This window comes from Planktothricoides raciborskii GIHE-MW2 (genome assembly GCF_040564635.1).
In the GTDB taxonomy this organism is placed as follows: domain Bacteria; phylum Cyanobacteriota; class Cyanobacteriia; order Cyanobacteriales; family Laspinemataceae; genus Planktothricoides; species Planktothricoides raciborskii.
The window spans coordinates 5,098,409-5,124,550 of sequence record NZ_CP159837.1 but is presented as its reverse complement, the minus strand read 5'-3'; the positions used below and the strand labels follow the sequence as shown (position 1 = coordinate 5,124,550).

The 26,142-nt window shown below is 42.9% G+C and carries 23 protein-coding genes; 12 read left to right on the top strand and 11 right to left on the bottom strand.

Annotated features, from left to right (window positions below; genetic code table 11):
• The first annotated feature begins 122 nt into the window (after positions 1-122).
• Positions 123-893 (top strand): Uma2 family endonuclease, encoded by a 771-nt coding sequence (locus tag ABWT76_RS21945; protein WP_054465393.1) that lies wholly within the window; start codon positions 123-125, stop codon positions 891-893.
• 433 nt (positions 894-1,326) lie between these two features.
• Here ABWT76_RS21945 and ABWT76_RS21940 read toward each other — a convergent pair whose 3' ends face one another.
• The 3 genes from ABWT76_RS21940 to ABWT76_RS21930 all read right to left on the bottom strand — a co-directional run bounded on the left by ABWT76_RS21940 (position 1,327) and on the right by ABWT76_RS21930 (position 3,375).
• Complete coding sequence (locus ABWT76_RS21940; protein ID WP_354634957.1) at positions 1,327-1,494, bottom strand: hypothetical protein; 168 nt, start codon at positions 1,492-1,494, stop codon at positions 1,327-1,329.
• A 67-nt stretch (positions 1,495-1,561) separates the two neighbouring features.
• Positions 1,562-1,714, bottom strand: a complete 153-nt coding sequence (locus ABWT76_RS21935; RefSeq protein ID WP_354634956.1) for a hypothetical protein — start codon at positions 1,712-1,714, stop codon at positions 1,562-1,564.
• A gap of 92 nt (positions 1,715-1,806) precedes the next feature.
• Positions 1,807-3,375 carry a carboxypeptidase M32 gene (locus ABWT76_RS21930; RefSeq protein WP_054465394.1) on the bottom strand — a complete coding sequence of 523 codons (1,569 nt, stop codon included), beginning with the start codon at positions 3,373-3,375 and terminating at the stop codon, positions 1,807-1,809.
• A 271-nt stretch (positions 3,376-3,646) separates the two neighbouring features.
• Between ABWT76_RS21930 and ABWT76_RS21925 the strand changes: the two genes are divergently transcribed.
• Positions 3,647-4,033 (top strand): nuclear transport factor 2 family protein, encoded by a 387-nt coding sequence (locus tag ABWT76_RS21925; protein WP_054465395.1) that lies wholly within the window; start codon positions 3,647-3,649, stop codon positions 4,031-4,033.
• A 309-nt stretch (positions 4,034-4,342) separates the two neighbouring features.
• Here the strand turns inward: ABWT76_RS21925 and ABWT76_RS21920 are convergent, their stop codons facing one another.
• Entirely contained in the window at positions 4,343-4,972 is a 630-nt protein-coding gene (locus ABWT76_RS21920; RefSeq protein ID WP_054465396.1) for a cell division protein ZapB, read from the bottom strand.
• 489 nt (positions 4,973-5,461) lie between these two features.
• On the opposite strand from ABWT76_RS21920, the gene queF reads away from it, so the two are divergent.
• The 5 genes from queF to ABWT76_RS21895 all read left to right on the top strand — a co-directional run bounded on the left by queF (position 5,462) and on the right by ABWT76_RS21895 (position 10,196).
• Complete coding sequence (queF, locus tag ABWT76_RS21915; RefSeq protein ID WP_197285241.1) at positions 5,462-5,836, top strand: preQ(1) synthase; 375 nt, start codon at positions 5,462-5,464, stop codon at positions 5,834-5,836.
• Positions 5,837-6,006: 170 nt separating this feature from the next.
• On the top strand, positions 6,007-6,579 hold the full coding sequence (locus ABWT76_RS21910) for a Uma2 family endonuclease (protein ID WP_354634955.1): 573 nt from the start codon (positions 6,007-6,009) through the stop codon (positions 6,577-6,579).
• Positions 6,580-7,112: 533 nt separating this feature from the next.
• On the top strand, positions 7,113-8,363 hold the full coding sequence (locus ABWT76_RS21905) for an HhoA/HhoB/HtrA family serine endopeptidase (RefSeq protein WP_190877341.1): 1,251 nt from the start codon (positions 7,113-7,115) through the stop codon (positions 8,361-8,363).
• A gap of 402 nt (positions 8,364-8,765) precedes the next feature.
• A complete protein-coding gene (gene def / locus ABWT76_RS21900; protein WP_054465398.1) occupies positions 8,766-9,299 on the top strand; it encodes a peptide deformylase in 534 nt (177 codons plus the stop codon).
• A 90-nt stretch (positions 9,300-9,389) separates the two neighbouring features.
• Positions 9,390-10,196, top strand: a complete 807-nt coding sequence (locus ABWT76_RS21895) for a hypothetical protein (protein ID WP_054465399.1) — start codon at positions 9,390-9,392, stop codon at positions 10,194-10,196.
• A gap of 120 nt (positions 10,197-10,316) precedes the next feature.
• Here ABWT76_RS21895 and miaB read toward each other — a convergent pair whose 3' ends face one another.
• From miaB to ABWT76_RS21875, 4 genes are all read right to left on the bottom strand, one after another.
• Positions 10,317-11,657 carry a tRNA (N6-isopentenyl adenosine(37)-C2)-methylthiotransferase MiaB gene (gene miaB, locus ABWT76_RS21890; protein WP_054465400.1) on the bottom strand — a complete coding sequence of 447 codons (1,341 nt, stop codon included), beginning with the start codon at positions 11,655-11,657 and terminating at the stop codon, positions 10,317-10,319.
• A 656-nt stretch (positions 11,658-12,313) separates the two neighbouring features.
• Positions 12,314-14,287, bottom strand: coding sequence for a bifunctional aldolase/short-chain dehydrogenase (locus ABWT76_RS21885; RefSeq protein ID WP_354634953.1), 1,974 nt, complete (start codon positions 14,285-14,287; stop codon positions 12,314-12,316).
• Positions 14,288-14,341: 54 nt separating this feature from the next.
• Positions 14,342-15,043, bottom strand: a complete 702-nt coding sequence (locus ABWT76_RS21880) for an HAD-IB family phosphatase (protein WP_354634952.1) — start codon at positions 15,041-15,043, stop codon at positions 14,342-14,344.
• Positions 15,044-15,165: 122 nt separating this feature from the next.
• The gene (locus ABWT76_RS21875) at positions 15,166-15,327 is read right to left on the bottom strand and encodes a hypothetical protein (protein WP_190883110.1); all 162 of its coding nucleotides are present in this window, start codon (positions 15,325-15,327) and stop codon (positions 15,166-15,168) included.
• A 40-nt stretch (positions 15,328-15,367) separates the two neighbouring features.
• On the opposite strand from ABWT76_RS21875, the gene ABWT76_RS21870 reads away from it, so the two are divergent.
• The 5 genes from ABWT76_RS21870 (at position 15,368) to ABWT76_RS21850 (ending at position 22,295) form a co-directional block, all read left to right on the top strand.
• Positions 15,368-16,651, top strand: a complete 1,284-nt coding sequence (locus ABWT76_RS21870; RefSeq protein WP_354634951.1) for an MFS transporter — start codon at positions 15,368-15,370, stop codon at positions 16,649-16,651.
• A 1,067-nt stretch (positions 16,652-17,718) separates the two neighbouring features.
• Positions 17,719-18,033 carry a hypothetical protein gene (locus ABWT76_RS21865; protein WP_199317258.1) on the top strand — a complete coding sequence of 105 codons (315 nt, stop codon included), beginning with the start codon at positions 17,719-17,721 and terminating at the stop codon, positions 18,031-18,033.
• Between the two features lie 267 nt (positions 18,034-18,300).
• Positions 18,301-19,176, top strand: coding sequence for a phosphodiester glycosidase family protein (locus ABWT76_RS21860; RefSeq protein WP_054465404.1), 876 nt, complete (start codon positions 18,301-18,303; stop codon positions 19,174-19,176).
• A gap of 123 nt (positions 19,177-19,299) precedes the next feature.
• Positions 19,300-21,240, top strand: coding sequence for a CHASE2 domain-containing protein (locus tag ABWT76_RS21855; RefSeq protein ID WP_242053122.1), 1,941 nt, complete (start codon positions 19,300-19,302; stop codon positions 21,238-21,240).
• Positions 21,241-21,554: 314 nt separating this feature from the next.
• Positions 21,555-22,295 (top strand): DUF928 domain-containing protein, encoded by a 741-nt coding sequence (locus tag ABWT76_RS21850; RefSeq protein WP_054465406.1) that lies wholly within the window; start codon positions 21,555-21,557, stop codon positions 22,293-22,295.
• A gap of 315 nt (positions 22,296-22,610) precedes the next feature.
• On the opposite strand, the gene ABWT76_RS21845 is transcribed toward ABWT76_RS21850, so the two are convergent.
• The 3 genes from ABWT76_RS21845 to ABWT76_RS21835 form a co-directional block, all read right to left on the bottom strand.
• Positions 22,611-23,243, bottom strand: a complete 633-nt coding sequence (locus tag ABWT76_RS21845) for a TVP38/TMEM64 family protein (RefSeq protein WP_369817687.1) — start codon at positions 23,241-23,243, stop codon at positions 22,611-22,613.
• A 213-nt stretch (positions 23,244-23,456) separates the two neighbouring features.
• Complete coding sequence (gene arsM / locus ABWT76_RS21840) at positions 23,457-24,425, bottom strand: arsenosugar biosynthesis arsenite methyltransferase ArsM (protein WP_054465408.1); 969 nt, start codon at positions 24,423-24,425, stop codon at positions 23,457-23,459.
• Between the two features lie 47 nt (positions 24,426-24,472).
• Entirely contained in the window at positions 24,473-26,065 is a 1,593-nt protein-coding gene (locus ABWT76_RS21835; protein WP_054465409.1) for a mercuric reductase, read from the bottom strand.
• Positions 26,066-26,142: the final 77 nt, after the last annotated feature.

The window sequence follows — 26,142 nt, the reverse complement described above, 5'->3', positions numbered from 1 at the left end:
TATAATCTCTGGAACAAAATAAAAAATTTTGTACCAGAATGCTTCGCCCTTACGGATATTTGTGGTTTACCAACCTGAAAACCACTGTAGTATAATATAAGCCGTAAGATGGATAAGCAAAAATGGTTCTACAAATTCAACCTGTCAAACAAAAAACAGAACCAACTGTTACTTGGAATGCACTTCCGGCAGACTTTATTTTACCAGACGATCCTGTGGAGAATATTCAACAACCAATCCTCGCGGCAGCATTAACTGATGCTTTGGGATCCGCAGGATTAATCCAACCTCAAATGCTAATTGGTTCTAACTTTGGATTAGTTGCCACGATTAACAAAAAAATCATTGTTAAAGCCCCCGACTGGCTCTATGTTCCCCAAGTTAAACCCGTAGAAGCTGGAGTGATTCGTCGCAGTTATACCCCTAATTTAGAAGGGGATCCGGTGGCTGTGGTGATGGAATTTCTTTCAGATAATGAATGTGGAGAACTTTCGGTGCGATCGACTCCACCCTATGGCAAGCTCTATTTTTACGAGCAAATCCTTAAAGTCCCCACTTATATCACCTACGATCCTTATGAAACCAGTTTAGAAGTCCGCTGTTTGCAGAATGAAAAATATCATCTAATATCGGCGCTGGAAAATGGGCGCTATTGGATTCCCGAATTAGAGTTATTTTTGGGAATTTGGCACGGAGAAAGACTGGGACAAACTATCAACTGGTTGAGATGGTGGGATCGAGACGGAAATCTCTTATTATGGAGTAGTGAACAAGCGGAACAAGAACGCCAACGGGCGGAACAAGAACGCCAACGGGCGGAACAAGAACGCCAACGGGCGGAAAAATTCGCGGCTAAATTGCGCGAACTCGGTTTAGATCCCGATCGCATATAATACAGCACTTGTCAGATTTATGAAGTACAAAAAAACCCTGTCATTCCCGCGCGGGAATCCAGACAACCTCTGTACTTCCCGAACAATAATAACCGCTATATCTGAATTTTGCTCTAAATTATTTCGCTCCATAAAATAGTCAGGGAGAATAAATCCTCCCTGACTATTTTATGGTTAAAACGATCAAAAAAACGAGCCTGGTTAATCCAGACTCGTGGAAATAAATATCTAGGTAGTTGATTGACTCAAGGAGCTTGAAAAAACTTCAAGAGTAATGGTAGATTACTGGCAGGGTTGCATTAGATCCGGATAGTTTTTGAATTTTTTTTCCTCAGCCAGATATTTTTACGAGTGTTGTAGGGTGTAGGGTTTAGGGTAAAATAATTGACTATCACGAATTGATAATTACTAATTGTCAATTTGTGTCAGTGATTTACCGTTGCAAATGCTCTTGCAAAAGATTTTTGGCTCGTTGCTTATAAATCAAATAAAACAGTACCTCAAGATACCGCAATAAATCTTCCCAGTTTTCTTTAGAGGTATAATTCCAGAAACCAGAAATCATCGCTTCGAGAATAGTTAAACAGAAGGCTTCAAACAAAGCGGGTTGGACAAAAATTACTTTACCCGATCTTCACTGCGGGTGTAGGGAAAGTAAACGGTTTCATTCACCCCTGGGGCACCACATTAAATTTAGGAGAAAATAAATCGATGCCGTCGATTACATGATACAAATCCGGTATGGTGAATCGTTGGTAAGATTCATATTGACCGACCCTATCGGAGGTGCCAACAATTTCTTGATAGGTGCGGCTAATCACTTGGCAGAATTCATGGCAATTAAGTCATAATTCTTGCCCGTATAGGTTACTAAACAGATACTTGGATTTTTCCAAAGCATGAACCACATTACTTAATGATTAATTTCCTGCCCTATATCTTTACCAAGGTTAAAGGAGTTTAAATCATATAGACCATGATATTTTTGGTAAATATATGTAATAAAAGGTTCAATGGTCAGCGGTTGACCTGTGACTCTTTCCAGCAATTCATTGGGGGTATATTTACTACCATGTTGATAGATATTCTCTTTGAGCCACTGATGTAAAGTATCGAATTTTCCTTGTTCAATATCTACTGTGATTGCCGGGTTGCGGCGGATGGCTGTTTGATAAATTTGGGCGGCGATCGCATTGCCCAAAGTGTACCCTTGAAATTGCCCACCAATTAAACCGCTATACCAATGAACATCTTGCATTACTCCGTCGCGATCGCCTTGGGGGCGAATCCCTAAATCAGACTCATAGCGTTGATTCCAAGCTTCGGGTAAATCTTGTATGGTTAATTTACCTGCTAATAAGTCTAATTCCAATTCAAAGCGGATCGCCACATGAAGATTATAAGTCACTTCATCGGCATCAGTTCTAATCAGCGATCGCTCAACTTTATTAATCCCGCGATAAAATTGATCGACACTGATATGCTTCAATTGGTTGAGAAAAACTCCTTGTAATTGGGGATAGAAATAACCCCAAAAACCGCGACTGCGACCGATCGTATTTTCCCACAACCGAGACTGACTTTCGTGAATTCCCGCAGAGGTGCCATTCGCGAGAGGACTGCCTTCATAACTGGGGCAAATTCCTTGTTCATAAAGCGCATGACCCGTTTCATGGATACTACTAAATAGGGCTTGACTAAAGTCATTTTCATACACCCTAGTAGTGATCCGCACATCCCCAAGGGAAAATTTGGTCATAAACGGATGTAGAGTTTTGTCTTGACGACCTCGGTTAAAATCATAACCCAAACTGGTTACAACTTTCCGAGTAAAATTAAGTTGCTGATGTTCAGGAAAATGCTGATGCAAAAAAGAATTGTCTATGGGAGGTTGAGAGGCGATCGCCTCCACCAAATGGATTAACTTTGACTTTAAATCCGTAAACAGGGGACGTAATTGAGCCACCGTCATCCCATAATCATAAAAATCAATCAACGGGTCAGCAATATGTTCATAACCGGGGAAAAAACTAGCCATTTCTTGGCTTAACTCTAAATTTTTTTCTAAATAAGGTTGAACTGCCCGAAAATCATTTTCAGCCCGCGCTTTTGCCCAAACTGCGTAAGTAGCGGAATGGTGTTTTGACATTCGCGCCATAAATTCTTCCGGGACTTGTATTGCCTTCTGGTACTTGCGACGGGTGACACGAATTAAACTCGCAGCGTCTGAATCATACTCCAGACTCTCCTCATAAGATTTTAAATCTTCCAGGAGTTCTCCCAAAGCAGGATCCGTGAACTTTTGATGAGCAATTTGTCGCAAAGTCGCTATTTGCCGACCTCTAGCCGTGGCCCCTCCAGGGGGCATATAAGTCGCCTGATCCCAGTACAACAGCCCTGCGGCTGAGGTAATATCATTAATTTCTAACAAACGGGCTTTGAGGGTTTCGTATTTAGACGCGATCGGATGAAAATTCTGCATAAACGGAAAGACGTGAACAGCTAGGGCTTGATTTGGCGACAATTACACAGCCAAGATATGATGATTATATCTGGTGATTATATCTGGTGATTATATCTGATGATTATATCTGATGATTATATCTGATGATTATATCTGATGATTATAAACCAAATTTCGCGAGCCTAGATAAGTGAACGGCAATTGAAGGGCAATTGAGCAATGAATCAATTTATCGGGCATTGATGGCTCCTTCTCATGTATCAGCGTCAGTCCTTATGGAGAGTTAACTATGAGTAACCAGCAAGAACTTTTGGCGGCAAACGAGGCATTTTATCGGTGTTTTGAGAAAAAGAATCTGGAAACTCTTGCGGAAATTTGCTCCCACGGGGCAACTACGATTTGCATTCACCCAGGGAGGAATGCCCTGCGAGGTTGGGAGAATATTCGCAACTCTTGGGCACAAATATTTAAAAATACCAATTATCTGGAAATTGAAACCGAGATTATTAGTGTAGAACTCAATGGAAATTTCGGTTATATCGTCCTGATTGAAAATTTATTTCAGGTGGTGCGAGGCCGGAAATTAGCAGCCCAATCTATGGCCACTAATATTTTTGAATATATGGGGGGCAAATGGTATTTGATCCATCATCATGGTAGTCCAATTATGAAATGATTGTTGTTGATTGTTGTTGATTGTTGTTGATTGTTGGGTAGGGATTCTTTGGGTAGGGATTCTTTGGGTAGGGATTCTTTGGGTAGGGATTCTTTGTTGGTTGTTGGTTGTTGGGTAGGGATTCTTTGTTGGTTGTTGGTTGTTGGGTAGGGATTCTTTGTTGGTTGTTGGCGAACAGTAAGAACTAATAACTAAGAACTAATAATTAATAATTAATAATTAATAATTAATAATTAATAACTAATAACCAACAACGGTCAGCCCCCGTACAGACGGAGGCAAACAAATAGCCTTTTGACCAATCACAAATCACTCTTGATTCGGTTGCATGAGTGGGCGGATCAGGAAGAAGCCAACCCCAAACGCAGAAACCACAATCAAGAAGATGCAGACAAATAGCCACAGTCCACCGACTTCTGAAGACTTGGGGGAACGGGCAACTCGGCGCGGACGGGGTTCTGGCTGTTCGGTAAATAAGGCTTCTGGGCGATCGCTGAGTCCGCCCGGTTGACCTGTGGCAAATGGAGAGACAAAGGGAATTGCCGAGGAAGCAACGGCAGCCGCTGCACTATTGGCGCTCATATTGGCTTTCATGGGGTTGGTAGCCGCCGACGGGAGGCGATCGCCTTCTGGGGGGGTAGCAGGAGAAATGCTTGGGGGCATTGAAGTGGCAGTCGCAAAACTGGCACTGATGCTTTGAGGAGAAATGCCTGTCACCTGCTGCAAATGCATCACCGAATTAATAATATTTTCAATTTCTTGGCGGAGTTGCTGATTTTCCTGGTTTAACTCGCGATTTTCTTGCTTCAGGGCGTTTAAATGGGCTTGGGTGGTTTGCAACTCTGCCATCACTTCTCGATATAGAGAAATGGGTACAGAAGGAGAGTAGGTTTGAGTGGTTGGTGGCGTAGAGTTAGCCGGAATAGTAGCATTTTTCATAGGACTGAGTATGTTTAAGGACAGAATTAAAGCCAAATTTGAGGGGTCAATTTTATAGTTGCTGACCTCCTGTACCCCATTGTAACCTGGTTATTTCTCCAGATGGCAGATGGAAGTATTACGATAGATTACTGGTGTTAAGGATGTCACCGATACCCCCTGAGTCCGTTCTTGTCTCCGATTAGAGCAATCCTAGGGCTGATTCGTCAAGCAATTGCCACAAAATGCCGTTTTGATGCGGTTTTGTTGTGGCACCTGTGACGCACCGGGATGGTTAGGCCAATTTCTCAGGGCGATGCCTGCCCCAATTTTACTCAGGTATATACTCAGGTATATACTCAGGTATAAACGAAGAAAGTTGGCACTTTTGTCTATTATGTAGCATTTATTGGTGAGTTATTGATGAGCATTAGTCATTCGCAAATGGAAACTGAGTTAGTAGCACAATCTCAAAATGGTGAGAGTCAAGCAAATTTTTTCAACCCCCAGATGAAGTACGGGGAACGAGAGATTCTTGAAGGACAATTGATTACTTTCCCCAATCCTCGCGTGGGTCGAAGATATGAAATTCAAGTAACTTTACCAGAGTTTACTTGTAAATGTCCTTTTTCAGGATATCCAGATTTTGCCACTATTTATATTACTTACATTCCCGATCAAAAGGTGGTAGAACTGAAGGCAATTAAGTTGTATATCAATCAATACCGCGATCGCTATATTTCTCACGAAGAATCCGTCAATCAAATTCTCGATGATTTTGTCGATGCTTGTGACCCGTTAGAAATTACCATCAAAGGCGATTTTAATCCCCGTGGTAATGTCCATACGGTAATTTCCGTCAAACATGAGAAAAAGATAGATTAACCTCGATCTATCTGTAGGTAATTTTGCATTAATAAGGTTGATTTACTAATGCCAAATTACCTATAACAGTTAAATAATCATCACTTAATTTTTTATTTTATATTCCCTATTTTATATTCCCTATTATTTTATATTCCCTATTCCCTCTTTTCTCTCTTATCCTTCCTAATATGGCTACTTTAAGAATTCCCCATCAATTCCAATTAACCCAAGAACAATTTGAGCAATTAGCCAGAGTTAACCGAGATTTACGGTTAGAAAGAACCGCGACTGGAGAACTGATGATTATGCCCCCAACAGGAAGTATTACAGGCAATCTTAATTTAGATATTGAAGGACAGCTTTGGCTGTGGAATCGCCAAACTAAATTAGGTCAAGCGTTTAATTCTTCCACAGGATTTCATCTCCCAAATGGGGCAAATCGCTTTCCTGATGCTGCGTGGGTTAGTCAGGAAAGATGGGACAGTCTAACCGCAGAACAACAAGAAGGTTTTGCCCCTTTATGTCCCGATTTTGTGCTGGAATTACGTTCTGCGGCTGATAATTTAAAGCCACCGCAAGAGAAAATGCAAGAATATTTGGATAATGGAACTCGTTTAGGGTTTTTGATTGACCGCAAACATAAAAAAGTGGAAGTTTATCAACCCAATCAAGCGGTGAAAGTATTGGATTGTCCGAATAGTGTGTCAGGAGCGGAAGTTTTACCTGGTTTTATTTTAGACTTGACAGAAGTCTGGAAATAATCGATATCGTAAAATTAAGATTACAGAAGACAAGTATCCAAGTCTTCAAGGATTATTTTATCCCCCACACAAAATCTCGCTGATAGATGAATATGAGCGAATGGGCTGGCACCCCAAGCGGATCTGGATTCTGACTGGATGCCCTGGGTGACAAATCAGTATCAAGGCAGGGGCGATCGCAGTGGCTATAACCAAAAGCCCACAAAGGCAATTAGATGGCTCTAATCTATCCGGGGACTTGCCATCATTGATTTTTCAGCGGTTTCATCAGGTAATCCTGACTTAGCAACACTCTTAGGTATCTGCCCCCTCATACTTAAGTATAAATTTTTTCTACTATATAATTGAAATCTAGTTTTACAAATTTGCTCTGAATCGGCCTAAAACAATTAGGCTCAGACAATTAGGCTCAGAGAAGAGGCGGAGGGCGGCTTGTTCGGTAAACTTAATTGAGAATGGCGATCGCTGATGCAAATCAAATTGTCTGGGGGCGAATAGTAAACCACCTTTGTTTAAATTTGGCTAGGATTTTCATGGATAGTTCGGGAAAACGTAACTTGTGGGGCAAATTTTCGTGGAAACAATCAGCACTATATCTCCTGCTGCTGTTGATGGGGTTAGGAGGGGGTTTTGGGGTTCACCAAACGTTATCCAGTTCCCGGTTTTTCTGGGAATCCAAGGAAACCACGATTCCCGAAACAAATCGTCCGTTTTCTTTATCCACTAGAACTGAATCCTCAGAACAGGGAAATTTATTGGCTAATCCGATAGAACCCAATTTTATTGTGCAAGCAGTGGATCGGGTGGGTGCGGCGGTGGTGCGAATTAATGCAGCGCGAACGGTCAGCAGTCAAGTCCCGGCACCATTTAACGATCCGTTTTTTGGTCGGTTTTTTGGGATACCTACGGAACCTCAAGAGCGAGTTGAGCGGGGTACTGGCTCTGGTTTTATTATTAGTGATGATGGCCAAATTCTCACTAATGCCCATGTGGTGAATGGCACCGATACGGTGCAGGTGATTCTCAAAGATGGCCGCATTTTTGATGGAAAAGTCCTGGGGCAAGATGCGGTGACGGATGTGGCGGTGGTGAAAATTGAAGAGACTAACTTGCCAAAGGTGACTTTGGGGGATTCGGAACATTTGCACCCCGGAGAATGGGCGATCGCGATCGGCAATCCTCTGGGTCTGGATAACACTGTAACCGCCGGAATTATTAGTGCGATCGGGCGATCGAGTCGGGAAGTGGGAGTCCCAGATAAGCGCGTCGGCTTTATTCAAACCGATGCGGCGATTAATCCGGGCAACTCTGGCGGCCCATTACTTGATGCCCAAGGGCAAGTGATTGGCATGAATACGGCCATTATTAGTGGAGCCCAAGGGCTGGGTTTTGCTATTCCCATTAATGCAGCGCGGAAAATTGCCCAACAAATTATTGCTACGGGTCAAGCCCAGCATCCGTTTTTGGGAATTGAAATGATGACCCTAAATAAGGAACTCAAGGAAGATATCAACCAAGATTCTAGCAGTGACATGGCGATCGCCGTGGATCAAGGAGTCTTAATCATGCGCGTAGTACCCAATTCCCCCGCTGCCGCTGCCGGAATGCGTCTCGGCGATGTGATTCAAAAAATCGGCGATCGCGAAATCACCAAATCAGAAACCGTCCAAGAAATTGTTCAACAAACGGAAGTAGGAGATTTATTAACCATTGAAATCAACCGCAACGGCAAAACCATCACTCTAGATGTTGCCCCCGGAAATCTTCCTTCGGAAAGCAATTAAGCCCCTGTGGGGTGTAGGGTGTAGGGGATCTCTTGTGCGGGGGAGCGGAGGGGCAGAGGAGCAGAGGAGATGAGGGGATGAGGGGCAGAGGAGTTTCAGGAGAGAGTGAATAGTGAACAGGGAACAGGGAACAGGGAACAGGGAACAGGGAATAGGGAATAGGGAATAGGGAATAGTGAATAGTGAATAGTGAATAGTGAATAGTGATACTTCTTTTGTACGGGCGAATGGCCAGAAAGCCCCTACGACTTTTCACTTGTACGGGCGAATGGCCAGAAAGCCCCTACGACTTTTCACTTGTACGGGCGAATGGCCAGAAAGCCCCTACGACTTTTCACTTTTAACTGTTCCCCGTTCCCCAACCAACCAACAACCAACAACAACCAACCAACAACCAAGCTTATGACTCAAGTGCTGACTATCGCCCAATTAGGTAATCCCATTTTGCGGCAAATTGCCCAACCGATTAATCAAATTAACGATGCCAAAATTCAAAATTTAATTGATGATTTAATTGCCACGATGACCCCCGCCAATGGTGTCGGAATCGCCGCACCACAAGTGTCTGAATCCCACCGCATTATCATTGTAGCATCGCGGCCTACCCTGCGTTATCCCAGCGCCCCGCTGATGGAACCCACGCCCATGATTAATCCTCAAATCATTGACCATTCTGCTGAAATTGTCAAAGGTTGGGAAGGCTGTTTGAGTATTCCGGGAATTCGCGGCTTAGTCCCCAGATATCAAACCACTGAAATCGCATACATTGACCAATACGGCCAACCACAAAAACAAGAATTAACCGGATTTGTGGCCAGAATTTTTCAACATGAGTTCGATCATCTTGAGGGAATGCTATTTATAGACCGAGTAGAAACTACGCGGGATTTGATGACGGAAGAAGAGTATCAAAAGCAACTCGTACAACAATTGTAGCGATCGCTTATAGCATCACCCCTAATCTTAACCCTTACACATCAACACCAAACAAAGAAAATTTACTACTTAATTCACCTGGACAAATATATGAATAAAAAGTTACCGATTCAGCTTTTAATAATTATGGGGATATTATTCAGCTTTTGGCTCGGATATTTGCTGGGAAGCAACAAACCGATTACTCCCAAGGAGCAAGTTTTACATGATAAAAATCAGGAAAGACAAGCCGCTGCGGAAAAAAATTCTGAGTTATTTGACACTATTTTAAAACGTTCTTATTCAAAAGCAATTCAAGATGCCAAAAATGCGGAAAAAACAGAAGTTTTGACAGATTTATGGCCGATATCAGCGGAAAATACGAAGCTAGTTAAGAAAGCTAAGGAAGAAGAAGAAAAAATTCTGGTGCTTACATGGACATCATGGGATGGCTATGATAATAAAGTCGATTCATCGATGACTTTAAGCCGGGAAATTTGGGTCACGGCAGTTCCCCAAGTCCAGCAATTTTGTCAAGAGTTAAATATGTCACCCAGTGATTTAACCCTGAGATTAGAACAATATTTAGGCTTACCGGCAAATAATGGTAAAACTAAGTTTGTAGAAATGTGGGTAAAACCTGCGGATATGTTTCGCCCTTGTCCCGACCCAGAAATTGATGATACCCAATGTAATTTGGGGTTTACGGAAACCGTAGATCCAGAACATAAACAATGGATAGAAAATCTGATGTCATCCTCTTATAAGGAAAATGGTTTTCCTTGGACAAGATTAGGCTATACTTATGATTGGGGTCGCGTTGATAGCGAGGTGGGTGCTAGTGAATTTATTGTCAAACAAGGGGCTGAAGTGACGATTAAATCGGTGCAAAATACCGCAGAATATTGTAGTGAATAGTTATTAGTTGTTAGTTGTTAGTTGTTGGTTGCTCGTTGGTAGTTATATAGCAAAACCAGTAACAAACAACTAACAACTAACAACTAACGACTAACGACTAACAACTAACAACTAACAAAATTAAATTGGCTGACCCGTTAAACTAAAGGGACGCACTTCCGTAATTTTTACTTTAATTAAATGACCTTTGAGTTGATTGATATCGCCGTCAAAAAATGTCAGCCGGTTGCTACGAGTCCGTCCCATGACTTGAGTGGGTTGTTTGGGATTTATGTCTTCTACGAGCACTTCTTCAATGCGTCCCATATATCGCTGCGATCGCTCTGCGGCTTTTGTTCCCACTAAGTGATTCAACCGTTGGAGGCGATCGCTTTTCACCTCTTCACTTAATTGATTTTCCCACAGGGCTGCGGGAGTTCCTGGACGGGGAGAATAGGCAGCAGTATTTAACTGGTCAAAGCCAATATCTTCGACTAATTTCAGAGTATTTTCAAACTGTTCCTCAGTCTCCCCAGGAAAACCGACGATCGCATCCGCACTAATCGCCGCATCGGGGATATAATAGCGAATCTTATCAATAATTTGGCGATATTTCTCGTGAGTATAACCCCGCGCCATTGCCTTAAGAACATCATTATCTCCCGACTGAAAAGGAATGTGAAAATGTTCACAAACTTTCGGCAACTCTGCACAAGCCCGAATTAACCGTTCGGTAAAATAACGCGGGTGACTGGTAGCAAATCTAATCCGCTCAATTCCCGGCACATCATGGACAAAATAGAGCAAATCTGTAAAGGTATGTAAATGAGAACCATTGGGTTTTGTTCCCGGCAAATCTCTGCCGTAAGCATCAATATTTTGCCCCAATAATGTCACTTCTTTATAACCTTGGCGGCCTAATTCCTCCATTTCAGCGCGAATCGCTTCTGGGGTGCGGGACTGTTCCACCCCACGCACTGACGGCACCACACAATAAGTGCAGCGTTCATTGCAGCCATAAATCACATTTACCCAAGCCGTCACCCGACTATCCCGGCGAGGTTTAGTGATATCTTCCATAATGTGAATTGGTTCCGTGGCCACCACCTGATTGCCCGCAAACACATCTTCCAGCAAATCTTGCAGCCGGTTCGCGTGTTGCGGCCCCATTACCAAGTCTAATTCTGGCACCCGACGCATCAGCGCTTCCCCTTCCTGTTGGGCGACACAACCGGCCACAATTAAGGTTAAATCCGGTTGTTCTTGCTTGCGCTTGGCTTGTCGGCCTAAATAAGAATAAACTTTCTGTTCGGCGTTATCCCGAATCGTACAGGTATTGTAGAGAATTAAGTCCGCTTGGTTGGGGTCTTCAACGAACTCTAGGCCCATATCTTCTAAGATACCAGCCATGCGCTCGGAGTCAGCTTTGTTCATTTGACAGCCGAAGGTTGTAATGTGATAGCGGCGATGGGTTTGAGTCATAATTTCTAGTTTCTTTCAGTTTGCTGAAAGACAGAGGTTAATTAATTAAGCAAGAGGCAACAAACTACAAGCAATATTTTACTGTATGTTGGTGAGCAAGGCAACGGCTACGGTGTCGATTTGCCTAAAATGATGAATTTTATTAATGGGAAAACTTTTATGTATTTTATTTTTAAAATAGTCCTTGGCCGCCAATTCATAATAGTTTGAATCCGATGATAATTTTGGGGTCAGAATGGGGAAATGGTGGGACGGGGTGAGTAGGCGATTCGATTAGGGACAAGGCATTGCCCTTTGCTTACGACTGATGGGAAATTGGTATATGATATCAAGTCCGGTTGATCGGTTATAAAAACAATCCTCTCTCATTAAGATGGATTCCCGCATATAGCGCTCCAAGGGCGCATGCTCCGAAGGAAGGAAGCGGTTCGGGACAGTAGGGGCGAATGCGAGAACGCCCCTACGTGAATAATCAGCGAATACACGGACTTGATATTACTGGGTTTCTCTATTTTAAGTGATTATGCGGACATGATATGAAACAGGTGAGAAGCCAGAAACCGGGTTTCTTTTTATCCCAGAAACCCGATTTCTTGTTGGTGAGGTTTTGGGGGCGATCGCCTTGCCAGAAACTGGTTTTTTTTGGTTTCTTGCGCCTAAATCACCCGCTCATTGCCCCCATCAACCGGGATATGAGCCGCTGTAGTTTTGGCAAACAATGACCCACACATTTCAGCCGCTAATTCGGCAACATCATGGCTGGTTACTTCTACTTTTAAGACATTATTAGTCTTATATTCTTGTACCGTTAAACCATAATATTCAGCACGAGATTTTAACACCTCTTCCGTCCAAAGTCCGGTATCAAATACGGCATTGGGGTGAATGGAATTAATCCGAATATTATCCGCACCCCATTCTAAGGCCGCCACTCGCGCTAATTGGTTTAAGGCGGCTTTAGATGCAGAATAAGCCGCCGCCCCCGGCCCAGGAGCACTGACATTTTTAGAACCAATCACCACGACTCGCCCGCCGTTGGGTGCTAATTTTAGAAATGGGTGGCATTCGCGCATTAAGGTCAGGTTGGCATCGAGGTTGATGGTCATTACTTTTCGCCACTGTTCCGTTGCCAGGGAGTCAATCCGGCAACCCCCAGGAAAAATTCCCGCATTGAGGATTAAAATATCGATGCCGCCAAATGCCCGAACTGCTTTTTCGATCGCCTCGGTAATCGCTTTTTCGTCGGTGACATCACAGGGAATGCCGCAAAAGTCCGGGCGTTTATGAAGTTCTTGAATTGCTGGGTTAATATCTAAGCCAACTACCGCTGCCCCCCGTTGCAGTAAAGAGGCGACACAAGCTTTACCAATTCCCGACGCGGCGCCTGTAACCAGGGCAATTTCTCCGGTAAACATGGGCGCTTTGCCGCCGCTGCGGAGTTTGGCTTGTTCTAAATCCCAATATTCCACATCAAAAATATCTTGGCTGGGGAGGGCTTGGTAGCCGCCGAGTTTGGTGGCTGCGGCGATAACATCCATTGTGTGATGGTAAATGTCGGCGGCGATCGCGGCATCTTTGGCGGTTTTGCCCAAGGTGAGCATTCCTAATTCTGGGTCAAGAATGACGCGAGGGGCGGGGTCAAGCATGGTTTTGGGTTGTTTGGCGGTGGCGCTATATTGGGCAAAATAAGTTTTGTATGCGGCTACATAGGCGTTGATATCAGTCCCAACCATTGGCAACTGTTTTGTTCTAATTACATGATCGGGAGTTGCTGGGCCTTGTTGGGAAATTTGCCCTAAGTCTTTTCGCTGCACAAAAGCCAAGGCGCGATCGCTTCGATCTTGGGTGATAATCATGGGAAATCCGGCCACTTCTGAGACTTCACGGCGCAATTTGGCTAAAGTTTTGCTGACAGGTAGATCGCTTTTGACCACTGGGGGCAAAGGATTTTCCCAAGCGCTATAAGCTTTTAAATAATCTTCCGCCATTGAGACTAATTGAATCATCCGTTCGTAGGATTCTTGGGCGGTTTCCCCAAAGGAAAACATTCCATGATTCATTAATAGCATTCCGATGGTATTTTTTCCGGCTTCAGCAGGAAAGTTTTCGGCGCAAAACCGGGCTAAATCAAATCCGGGCATCACGTAAGGAATGATGACTATTTTATCCCCATAAATTTCTTGCACTCGATCTAATCCGTTGGGTGTGTTGGTGACAGCAATTACCGCGTCTGCATGGGTATGATCTACATATTTATAAGGCAGAATAGCATGGAGAATAGTTTCTACAGAGGGGGATGGGGCAGAAGCGCGAGTCATCTGAGTTTTTAGTTCGTTGACCATTTGCGGATCTGACAAATATTCTAGTTTTGCCAGTGCTAATAAATGCCGCATTTTTACTGGGGAAAAACCCGCTGCTTCAATGGTGGCTAAATCCCAGCCACTGCCTTTGACATAGAGGATATCTTCCTCTTCTCCGAGGATATTTTTTTCCCGAATTTTGACTGAGGTGTTGCCTCCACCATGCAATACTAAGGTGCGATCGCGCCCTAATAAACGGGACGTATAAACCCGTTGGGCTAAGTCTCCTTGATATTCAGCCGCTTCTAGATCGTTCCACAAACTTTTCATGGTTATTCCTCTGTATATTTGGTGATAATATGATAATGATAATCCTGAATAGGATTATTTTACAGCAGGGCGAAGGGGAGAAGCATGACCGGATGAAATTGCGGTCGGTAAATAATTGGCTAAATAATCCCGGACATCAAAAAAATTCTCCCAGGGAATGTAAGACTTTTGCTGGTCTTCTAAATACTGAATTAGACGACTTTGGGCAAAGACTAAATCCGCTTGCATGGCCATGTTTAAATCCGTGACCGAATCGCCGATCGCGATCGCTATGTCAGGATGATATTGGGCAATTACTTTGACTTTATCCAGTAATTCAATTTCACCGATAAAGCCAGAACTTAGGTGTAAATATTCCCCACTGGGGTCAACGTCTAAAGCATAAATCGCCTCAACGCGATCGACTAAATCACCTAACACAGTTTCTACCATAAAACGGAGACCCCCAGAAACCACCACCAGGGGAATATTCAGATTGGCCAAAAGATCTAATAATTCCACGAAGCCTGAGCGAATTTTTTTACTCCGAGAAACTTCTAACATTTCTGGATAGCAGGAGGCTGGAATCGATTCCCAGACTTGGGGAATTCCTACTTTCAGGGGCAAGGTGCGATCAAAAATTTTGGGCAAAATTTTGGCGGAGATTTCTGGGGCAAATTGAGTCATCATGGCCACAGCGGTTTCTTCTTCGGTGATGGTGCCATCAAAATCACAAAAAACCATAATTTTTGGTGATTTATTCAATGCTTGATTCACGGTTTTACTCAAAAATAAACTAAGTAGTTAATTTTACAGGTCTGAGGGTCGTTTTTTCAATTGCCCATTGATTCAAAAAGCTTAATTATAGACCAATGGATCTTTATGAGTAGGATCGCCGATCAAAAGTCAGGGTTCAGGGGCGATCGCTGATGGCTGACCGCTAATGGCCTGACTACTGGCAATTTTGCGGAATCTTTGCCAAGATAGCCTAGACTTAGGATATCATGTGAAAATTCGGCTAAATTTACCACATCTAGCCATGATGTCGTCTTTTTTTTCAAGCCGTAATTTATCACTGTTAATCAACCTCAAACAAATCACATGAACTCAGACAACATAACCTCAGAAAAAATACCATCTAACAATCCTTGGTGGTATATCCCCACCCTCTACTTTGCCGAAGGACTACCTTATGTCATCATTAATAGTGTTTCGGTAATTATGTATAAAAAAATGGGGATTGACAATACTCAAATCGCCCTTTGGACGAGTTTACTATATCTCCCTTGGGTGATCAAAATGCTCTGGGGGCCTTTTGTGGATATCTACTCAACCAAAAGAAATTGGGTGATTTACACTCAAGTTGCCATGATGGTTTGTTTGGGAAGCGCCGCTTTTTCCCTACAACTTTCTAATTTCTTTTTCATTTCTTTAGGCATCTTTACCATTGGGGCATTTATCTCCGCCACCCATGATATTGCCACCGATGGATTTTATATGCTGGCATTAAGTCCAGAACAACAAGCCCTATATGCGGGAATTCGTTCAGTTTTTTATCGCATGGCGGTTATTTTTGGCACCGGAGTGCTGGTAGTATTTGCCGGATTGATGGAAGAAAATATCGGCAATATTCCCTTAAGTTGGTCGTTCGCTCTAGCCATTAGTGCGGTAATTTTTGCCCTTTTGTTTGTTTACCATCGCTTCATTTTACCCTTTCCAGATAGTGATAGCCAAGACAGAAAACTAGAAAAAACCGAGCAAATTCCTTTTGTGGATATTATTAATTCATACTTTCAACAACCGAAAATTTTAGTCATTGTCGCGTTTATCTTATTCTATCGCTTTGGCGAAGCCATGCTGTTGAAGTTGGCCAGTCCATTTTTATTAGATACCACAACCGAAGGAGGATTAGGACTCAGTACCGCTGACGTGGGCTTGGTTTATGGCACCGTAGGGACAATTTCGTTAATTATTGGCGGAATTGTTGGCGGAGCAATTGTAGCTAAATATGGCTTAAAAAAGACTATTTTTCCGTTGGCATTAGCCTTGAATTTACCCGATTTATTTTATGTGTATATGGCTTATTATCAGCCGCCGATTCAGTTTGTTTATCCTCTGGTATCTTTGGAACAATTCGGCTATGGTTTAGGCTTTACTTCCTTTATGATTTATTTAATGTATGTCTCGAAAGGAGAATATAAAACTTCCCATTATGCGATTTCTACGGGAATTATGGCATTAGGCATGATGGTGCCGGGAATGGTCAGCGGTAAGCTTCAATCTTTGGTGAGTTATCCCATGTTTTTTGTGATTGTGTGTTTGCTGACGATTCCGGGGATGATTACGATATTCTTTTTGCCTTTAGAGGAGGAAAAAAAGGCGTAATTTAGCTGAATTAAGTTTAGATAAAGACGGCTATCAATTGTAGTTTATAAGCATTTGCTGCGCTCATTTGTGGCTGAATAGTCAATATTTATCCGCGAATGCTTCGCCCTTATATTGGCAGTGGTAAAAATAGCGGTAAAAATAGCGGATTGGCAGAATGGTAGGGTGCGTTAGTGGAACGAAGTGGAACGTAACGCACCACCAGCGGTAAAAATAGCGGTAAAAATAGCGGTAAAAATAGCGGTAAAAATAGCGGTAAAAATAGCGGATTGGCAGAATGGTAGGGTGCGTTAGTGGAACGAAGTGGAACGTAACGCACCACCAACGGATTGGCAAAGGATGAAATAGCGGTAAAAATAGCGGTAAAAATAGCGGTAAAAATAGCGGATTAGCAGAATGGTAGGGTGCGTTAGTGGAACGAAGTGGAACGTAACGCACCACCAACGGATTGGCAAAGGATGAAATAGCGGTAAAAATAGCGGTAAAAATAGCGGTAAAAATAGCGGTAAAAATAGCGGATAGGATAGTGAGTTGAACCTTAATTGAGTAGTCCCTTTGGGGAATTGATTTTTTTAGCCACGAGTTTAAGCCCCTGGCTGTTCTATAATAGTATGCAAATATCCGCCGATAATGAAGCAAAGGAGTAGGATATCAACCAAGGTCAAACAACAGATCCTTATGAACAAATATTGTTTCAAGGATACACAGATATCGAGATAGCTGAAATCAAAAATCTCATGTAACAATGGGATAAAGCAACCTATCCCACTTTAGCCAATAGCATTGTGGATCATGCCGATAGACATGGGTTTACAGGTGATTATTTGAGATATTTGAGAAAAGCCAGTCAATTTAGGAAAAAGGGGCAACCAAGAAAGTTCTGCCTGATGGATCCTGTAGATGGCATAAGGGGATTGAGTTTATTATAGAAAGAAATGGCAAAATTGTCAGTTACGGAGAGAACTAATAATTACCATGCATCCTAGGCACAATTTAACTAAAACTAATCCAAAAAACATTGAAAATAAAATAAAAAAATATCTCATAAACATCAAAAAAAAATAATTTTGGATTATCCAAAAACTCAAGCAGAAAGGCATCAACTAGCTTTATGGGAAGAGTCCCAAGAGTTTACGATATTGGGGGTGATAGAGGTGTTTACTACGGATATTCAAGGATATGCCGCTCAAGTGATTGTCTGCGATCGCTTATCCAATCCGCCAGAAATAGTCGCTCAATTAGAAAAGTTAAATATTTTTGATATTCCCTATTTTTTTGATTGGTATTTTTTAAGTCCGTCGGATTATCCCGAAATTAAACGTTATGTAGAAAGACTGAACTATCTGCGTTTATTAATCATAGAATATCTGCGGAATCTTTAATATTGACATCAATCACCCCCCAGGGTGACTAAAATATTGGTGACTAAAATATTATTAAAATGTTGATGCTTGATGGTTCAGTGCTTAACCCTGACGCGATGATGAAAAAACCCTCGTTAGCGATCGCCCGATCTTTGATAGAATAGAAAATTGATTTGATCCAAATTTTCTAAGGAAAGGTGGCTGAATCAATCAGGAACCTCAGCGTGACTGAAACCAACCTATATGCTTATGATTCACCCAAACATTCAACAAGGATAATCAGCCATGAAAAAACGACAGATTTTTTTACTTTTCTTCCTGTTAGTGATGCTACCGGGATGCTGGGGAAAATCTGAAAATATGCTCTCTGCTTCCACCCAAACCAATGAAGCAGAAGTGGCTAAGTTAACCGAAGCCCTAGATACCAGTAATGATTTTACCGTAGTATTTTCTGAGCCTGGGATCAAACTTCATCAGTATGAAAAAGATTATGTCCAAGAAATTGACCTGAGTCAAGGGGCTGCGGTACAACTGCTTTATGGATATATTACAGATGCGGGGATGGGAAAAGGAGCTTATGGTGGGAACGAACCCCTGTTAGCACGGGAAACCCTGCAACAAGCTTGGGATGCTTTTTATAGCACGAATCAAAACGCTATCTGTATTACGAATGGTCAGTTTTTTAGAAATGATGACCAAGCTTCCACGGGTTTAGCTTTTCCCGTCAAAGCGAATGGAGCTATTTTAACGGAAGGATATGCCGGAGAAAGTGAATATCCTGATGAACAATTGATGTTGTTAATCTATGGCGATCGCGCCTCGATTACCGCTTTAGATATTAGAGAATTGTATTCATCCGATGCGGCAAATATTATTGGGGGTTTAAAGCCGGATGCGGATAAAGGAGTGAATACCGAAACTGGTCGAACTTTTGTCGGGGTTAAAGACAATAATAATGATGGATTATCGGAAACTTTGCTAATTTTTACTTCTCCAACGGCGACACAATATCGGGCAGCAGAAGTGCTGCGATATTTTGGCGCTAGTGAGGTGATTATGCTCGATGGGGGCGGATCGACTCAACTGATTTGTAATAATACCAGTTATATTAGTTCTCCCAGAACCATTCCTCAAACAATTGGAGTCCTGCGCGGTGAATAGTTTGACCTGATAATTTTATTGCATCCTAAAACCCAGCCCTGGGGTTAAAGCTTCCTGTCCCGGTTTTTCCCTAAATTCAGAGATATTCTGAAAACAATTCATTTCCTAATGAAGATTTTCCCTTTGAATGTTAAATTTTTCTCTCAACTCACTTTGATCGGGGGGACTCTCGCCGGAGGATACGTGATCGCCGGAATGATTCTGGCCGGTTTGTTACTCTGGGTGCGAGGATTGGGGGCATTGCAACCCTTAGAACTGGTGGTTTACGACCATATGGTGCGTTGGCGTCCAAATTATGACCCAGACCCACGATTATTAATTGTGGGAATTACCGAGGCAGATATTCGTCAGTTTTCCTGGCCTCTAAGCGATCGCATCTTGGCGGAAGTTTTAGCCAAATTACAAACATTTGAACCAGCGGCGATCGGTTTAGATATAGTTCGGGATATTCCCGTTGCCGATCGCCCAGAAAAACAAAAGGCTGATTATGAGCAATTAGCCGAACAGTTGCAACAACCCAACTTAATCGGCATTACTTTTATTGGCAGTACCGAAGATGACACTATCCCCCCTCCACCGAGTTTGCCCCCAGAACAGGTGGGTTTTAGTGATGTACTAATAGACCCTGATGGCACTGTGCGGCGAAATTTGATGTTTGCCCGTCAAGGGGAGACAATTTTACCTTCATTTTCTTTACAACTCGCCCTGAAATATTTAGCAGAACAAAAACAGATTTTTCCCGAATTAACTGATGCCAATGATTATCAGTTAAACCAGAAAATACTTAAACAATTAAAGAGCGACTCTGGGGGATATCAAAATCTCGATGCCGGAGGTTATCAAATTTTACTCAATTATCGCGATCGCAAAATAGCAGAAACGGTGACTTTGCAGCAACTGGTTGAGGGACAAATTGATCCCAATTTGGTCAAAAATAAAATTGTGTTAATTGGGCCTACGGCTGAAAGTCTCAAAGATAACTTTTTTACTCCCTATAGTGCCGGGGAAGTGGAAAAAGCCAAAATGTTTGGGGTGATGCTCCATGCCCAAATGATTAGTCAATTTTTAGGGGCAGCTTTGGACGATCGCTCGACCTTTTGGTATTGGCCAGAATGGGCGGAAATTTTCTGGCTGGTGGTTTGGATTTTTATCGGTGGCGCGATCGCTGGGATGACGAATCAGCCATTAATTTTAGCCTTAAGATTAGGGGGAGCTTTTGCCATTTTATGTAGTAGTAGCTTTGGCCTATTTTTGATTGGCGGATGGACACCATTCATTGCCCCAGCTTTGGGATTTTTTCTCGCGATCGGTTCCACGATTACTTATCGCTTCCAATATGTTCGCCAGCAACAAAATATGGTGATGAAACTTCTCGGTCAGCAAACTTCCCCAGAAATTGCTCAAGAACTTTGGAATTCCCGCGATCGCCTACTGCAATCCGGTTTTTTACCGGGACAAACCCTAACGGTGACAGTGTTATTTACGGATATTAGAGATTTCACCACAATTTCTGAGCAAAATTCTTCGGAATTGCTAATGAGTTGGCTGAATGAGTATATGAGTGCGATGACTCAGGAGGTGATTAATCATCATGGCATTATTAATAAGTTTATTGGCGATGCTATTATGGCGGTTTTTGGTGTCCCCATTCCCCGTAACACCCAAGAGGAAATTGCCGCCGATGCCCGCAATGCCGTCAATTGTGCCTTGGCAATGGGCGATCGTTTAAAAGAACTTAATCAAAGTTGGCGCGATCGGGGTTTACCGCAAATTCAAATTCGTGCCGGTATTTTTACAGGTCCTGTCACCGTCGGCAGTTTAGGAGGCAAAGAACGCTTAGAATATGCCATTATTGGGGATACGGTTAACATTGCTTCTCGCTTAGAAAGCTGCGAAAAACATCGTCAAGATCCTCACACTCCTTGCCGGGTTATGATTGCCCGTCAAACCCTCTCCTATATCTATGGAGAGTTTGAAGTTGAGTCCTGGGGGCTAATTGCCCTCAAAGGCAAGACCAAGACCGTTGATGTTTATAAAGTTATTGGCCGAAAATCCTCAATCTGATTGCAATTTGTTACAATCTAAATAGGGGAGATGGCCAAAACAGTTTTTATATTTTTTATATTTTTTATATATTTTTGTATAAAATCTGCTCTTCCCTCGATCGCCCTGAATTTGACGAGATGCTTGAGGTGGTTACACCCAGACTCTCGTCCCATTAAAAAACTACCCTGAGTAATACCGACTCCCTGGTTATAAATTACCCTTTAAATTCCTTGAAATTTCCGCATCGCTTATACCGGGGAGCAATTCTCGTTAAACTTTTACAAACTTTCACAAACCTTCACAAACCTTCACAAACTTTTTACTGATTTACTATGAACTGGAAACTGAATAAAACCACTTTGCTGAAAACTTTTTTCCTCTCCTTGCTGTGCTTGCATCCTGCCTTGTCTTTGCCCTTAGTCCAAGCCCAAGAAATGACTTCGGGTCGAGAACTTCAAGCGGTGATTCCACCTGTAGGAGAAAATCCAGGTCGCCGAGAATCTGCGGGAGTTCGCGGCGCTTGTTTACCGCCGAATCAATCCCTGACGGTATTGGTTCCCGAAAATCAAGTGACATTAACTACTTCGTTGTATCCCACCTTCTTTTTCTATTTGCCAGCGACCAAAGCTCAGGAAGCTCTCTTTGTTTTATATGATGAAAATGAAAGAGAGATTTACAAAAGTATCTTTAGCATTAAGGAAATGTCCGGGTTACTGGAACTGAGTATTCCTGATAAAGTTACTTCACCAAAATTAGAACCGGGGAAAAATTACTACTGGCAATTTTCTTTGTTCTGCGATCCGAAAAATCCTTCTCTAGATCCTTTTGTCGATGGCTGGGTGCAACGAGTTTCTTTAACTGAAGATATCTCAAATAATTTAGCCACGGCTTCAGACAGTGAAAAAGTTGATATCTATGCCGCAGCGGGAATTTGGCAAGACGCTTTAACCACTTTGGCGGATTTGCGGCAAAATAATCCTAATGATCGGAACTTGGAAAACCAATGGAATCAATTGTTAGAAAATATTGGCTTAGAAAAAATTGCCCAAGAACCCATGATTCCGTCTCGTTAAAGATATCAATTTCCCAAATCTTACAACGGTTTCGCCCCTACTGAACCACGGTAGGGCTTTCGCATTCCGGTAGGGGCTTTCGCATTCCGGTAGGGGCTTTCGCATTCCTTAGTAGCCCGCGCATTCCGGCAGTCCATTTAATATTCTAAGCAATAATTTATCTGCCGGAATGCTTCGCCGTTGCAATATTTTCCGCAATAATTTGTCTGCCGGAATGTTTCGCCCCTACAGATATTTCTGGTTTACTCGCGGAGAAAATTGCTGTAAGAGACAATTGTTTAGGGGCGAATCGCCCCTAATTTTTACTGGCTATTTTTACTGGCTGACTTTTTCTGCTAGTGCTTGACGGGCCATGCGAGTAATGTAAACGGTGACGGCAACAGTGGCGATTAAACCAATGATTCTAATCGCCCATTGAATTGTGCTATTGGTGGGCTGATTTTCGCTGCCAATTTTGGCAATATCCCCGGCTATTTCACCAAGATACACATACATAATTGTCCCCGGAATCATGCCAATAGAACCAAGTATGTAGTCTGGCAAAGAAACGCCTGTAATCCCAAAGGCATAGTTGAGTAAATTAAAGGGAAAAACTGGGGAAAGACGGGTTAACAAAACAATTTTAAACCCTTCTTGGGCTATCGCTTGGTCGATCGCGGCAAATTTTTCATTTCCGGCAATTTTTTGACTAACCCAATTTCTAGCCAAATATCGGCCAACCAGAAAAGCCGCGATCGCCCCTAGGTTTGCCCCAATAAATACATAAACAGAACCCAACAGAATGCCAAAGACTACTCCCGCCCCTAAAGTGAGGATTGAACCGGGCAAAAATGCCACTGTCGCTATTATATAAATAGCCATAAAAGCCAGACCGCCAACGAGTCCTAAACTTTCCACCCATTGTAAGGCATTCAGCAGCCATTGTTTGGGGTTAAATTCTGATAAAATAACTGCATTTTTAGCATTTTCCGCATTTTCAGCCAATGCCGCAGAGGTGAATAAAAACCAGGCGATCGCACTGATGGTTAGGAATATCAGTAAAGATATTCCTCCAACCGAGGGCAAGCCCCCCTTTTTAAGGGAGGTTGGGGAGATACCCTGGAAACTTAGATTTTTTAACATTATCTTTGTGGAATATTTGTGGATTTACCCTCGGTTTTTTTAACAGCATCCACCGCCCTGATAATGCCAGGTTGAGTCGGTAATCATCACATCTTGAGGAAATTGCAGGGAAAATTTTGCCGCTGTTTTATCACATACCGCCAAGGGAATTCCTCGCTGCAACAAATGTCCGGCGCGATCATCTAAAAGTGATTCACTGCCGGCATAAATGGCAGTTTTGCCCGTAAATACACAAGCCCCATCTTCGGGAATGGGTACTTTGAAAGAGACGGAATCAAGACTTTCTAATAATAACGGTTTATCGAGTTCGTAATTGTGAGTATCTAGCAGCCGATAAGGACGACGGGCGCGAATTTCAATCTGACCAAAACCTACGTCGATTAAGTGCTGAATATATTCTTTATAAGTTAGTGCTCCGGATAGACAAAGTGCTCTTAATCGTTCATCTTTTTGTAGATGTACGGGAATGGGGCGGGAGGCGATCGGGTCACTCATAATCAATTTTCCACCGGGCTTTAATACGCGGTAAGCCTCCGATAAAGCTTGTTGTAAATCGGCGGCTTCAAAGATATTAAATAGACAATTTTGGGCGACTATATCCACAGAAGCATCCGGTACAGGGAGGGCAAATGCATCTCCAGCCAGAATATTCACAAAATCGGGATTAAACCAATCATTTTTCTGGGCAGCAAGCTGTAAATTTCGGCTGGCTGCTTGGCGCATTTCTGCCACCGGGTCTACGGCAATGACGCTGCCCGGTTGACGACAAAAATAAGCAAACTGAAGGGCTTCGATCCCCCCACCAACGCCGATATAAAGAACTGTTGGCTGACCAAATAATTCGGTGGGATGCACTGTTGACCCACAGCCATAGTTCATCTGTTGCATGATTTCCGGGATGTTTAATCCGGGTAATTGCAGGGGGGGAGTGCTGACACAGCAGAGTCCAACTTGAGGGGTTTCCGCAGCTTCGGCGTAGAATTGGGCAGTGGTTTCTAAATAGGACATAGTTGGTGACTTGTTGTTATTTTCTAGCTAAAATTATAACTAAACTTCTAACTAAACTTACTTAATAGTTTAAGCAAGGATTTTGTCCGGGGAGTGAGTAAGGTTCGGCGATAAGCATCAGCGGCTTTTTTAATCGCGTCTGCTTGGGTGGGATAGGGATGAATCACTCCAGAAAGAGCATTTAATCCCTGTTTGGTGGTGATCGCGAGGGTAATTTCACTAATCATTTCTCCAGCATGACGAGCGACAATTGTAGCACCTAAAATCTGGTCAGAACCTTTTTTCTGGAGAATTTTAACAAAACCTTCAGTTTCACCGTCCGTTAAGGCGCGATCAACCGTTGAAAAAGGAATTTTAATGGTATTTGTTTCTAATCCTTTGGCTTGGGCTTCTCGTTCATAAAGTCCCGCATGGGCAATTTCTGGGTCGGTATATGTCACCCAAGGCATGACCAGATTACTCAGTTTACTCTGTCCCAGACCAAAAGGAGAAAATAAAGTATTTTTAATTACGATTCGCGCTGCCGCATCTGCCGCATGAGTAAATTTCCAGTTCATACAAATATCTCCAGCGGCATAAATCCGAGGATTAGTGGTTTGTAAATAGTCATTGACTACTACACCGCGATGGTTATCGTATTCTACCCCAACCGCGTCTAAATTTAAGCCATCAATATTCGGAGTTCTTCCTGCCCCCACTAAAATTTCATCCACAATTACAGTTTGAATTATATCCCTATTTTCCTGAGAATTTTGTCGGTAATAAATCACTTTACCAGTATCGCTGAGTTCCACTTTTTCCAAGTTGCAATTTAAGATTAAATTTAGATTTTCTCGGAATAATTGTTGTTGGATGATTTCCGCTGCATCCTCATCTTCGCGATCGAGCAAATGTCCATGTTTATGAAATAAAATAACTTGGCTACCAAGGCGATGAAATGCTTGGGCTAATTCGCAACCAATCGGCCCTCCCCCAATCACGGCTAAACGTTTGGGGCATTCTGTCAGGGAAAAGACAGTTTCATTGGTTAAATATCCCGCTTCTGCTAATCCTGGAATTTGAGGACGAGAGGCCCTGGCACCTGTGGCAATGACGGCTTTTTTAAAGCGGAGAAAAGAATCCGGTTGTGGCGATAAGTCTGAGATAGTTTTTGAGACAGCGATCGCCTCTTTATTCACAAACGCGGCATTGCCCAAAAATACATCAACCCCCAAATTTTTAAACCGTTCCGCTGAATCGTGATGGCTAATTCCGGCGCGAATTTCCCGCATCCGCTGCATCACCACTGCAAAATCGATGTTAATTGAATCGGGGGGTTGAATGCCAAAAGCGGCGGTATCTCGCATATCCGCCGCCACTCGCGCCGACCGAATCACAGATTTAGAAGGAACACAGCCCACATTCAGGCAATCTCCCCCCATGAGGCTTTTTTCAATCAGGGCAACTTTTAAGCCCAATCCCAACCCCGCAGCCCCCGCAGCTACCACCAGTCCGGCAGTCCCCGCCCCAATCACGACTAAATCGTAACAGTTAGCAGGTTGGGGGTTAACCCAATCAGCAGGATGGACTTGGGACATCAGGGCTTGATTGTACCGATCTAATGGTTGAAGGGCTGGTTCTTGGTGAATTGAGTTGGTCATAGTTATTTGTTGTTAGTTGGTTGTTGGGTAGGGATTCTTTGTTGGTTGGGGAAAGGGGAACAGTTATCAGGAGCCAC

Coding starts and splice junctions, on each gene's coding strand:
- ABWT76_RS21920 (WP_054465396.1), bottom strand. CDS start 4,972: ATGAAAAATGCTACTATTCCGGCTAACTCTACGCCACCAACCACTCAA.
- ABWT76_RS21930 (WP_054465394.1), bottom strand. CDS start 3,375: ATGCAGAATTTTCATCCGATCGCGTCTAAATACGAAACCCTCAAAGCC.
- ABWT76_RS21895 (WP_054465399.1), top strand. CDS start 9,390: ATGAATAAAAAGTTACCGATTCAGCTTTTAATAATTATGGGGATATTA.
- ABWT76_RS21835 (WP_054465409.1), bottom strand. CDS start 26,065: ATGACCAACTCAATTCACCAAGAACCAGCCCTTCAACCATTAGATCGG.
- def (WP_054465398.1), top strand. CDS start 8,766: ATGACTCAAGTGCTGACTATCGCCCAATTAGGTAATCCCATTTTGCGG.
- ABWT76_RS21860 (WP_054465404.1), top strand. CDS start 18,301: ATGAAAAAACGACAGATTTTTTTACTTTTCTTCCTGTTAGTGATGCTA.
- queF (WP_197285241.1), top strand. CDS start 5,462: ATGAAGTACGGGGAACGAGAGATTCTTGAAGGACAATTGATTACTTTC.
- ABWT76_RS21910 (WP_354634955.1), top strand. CDS start 6,007: ATGGCTACTTTAAGAATTCCCCATCAATTCCAATTAACCCAAGAACAA.
- ABWT76_RS21870 (WP_354634951.1), top strand. CDS start 15,368: ATGAACTCAGACAACATAACCTCAGAAAAAATACCATCTAACAATCCT.
- miaB (WP_054465400.1), bottom strand. CDS start 11,657: ATGACTCAAACCCATCGCCGCTATCACATTACAACCTTCGGCTGTCAA.
- ABWT76_RS21850 (WP_054465406.1), top strand. CDS start 21,555: ATGAACTGGAAACTGAATAAAACCACTTTGCTGAAAACTTTTTTCCTC.
- ABWT76_RS21885 (WP_354634953.1), bottom strand. CDS start 14,287: ATGAAAAGTTTGTGGAACGATCTAGAAGCGGCTGAATATCAAGGAGAC.
- arsM (WP_054465408.1), bottom strand. CDS start 24,425: ATGTCCTATTTAGAAACCACTGCCCAATTCTACGCCGAAGCTGCGGAA.
- ABWT76_RS21945 (WP_054465393.1), top strand. CDS start 123: ATGGTTCTACAAATTCAACCTGTCAAACAAAAAACAGAACCAACTGTT.
- ABWT76_RS21905 (WP_190877341.1), top strand. CDS start 7,113: ATGGATAGTTCGGGAAAACGTAACTTGTGGGGCAAATTTTCGTGGAAA.
- ABWT76_RS21925 (WP_054465395.1), top strand. CDS start 3,647: ATGAGTAACCAGCAAGAACTTTTGGCGGCAAACGAGGCATTTTATCGG.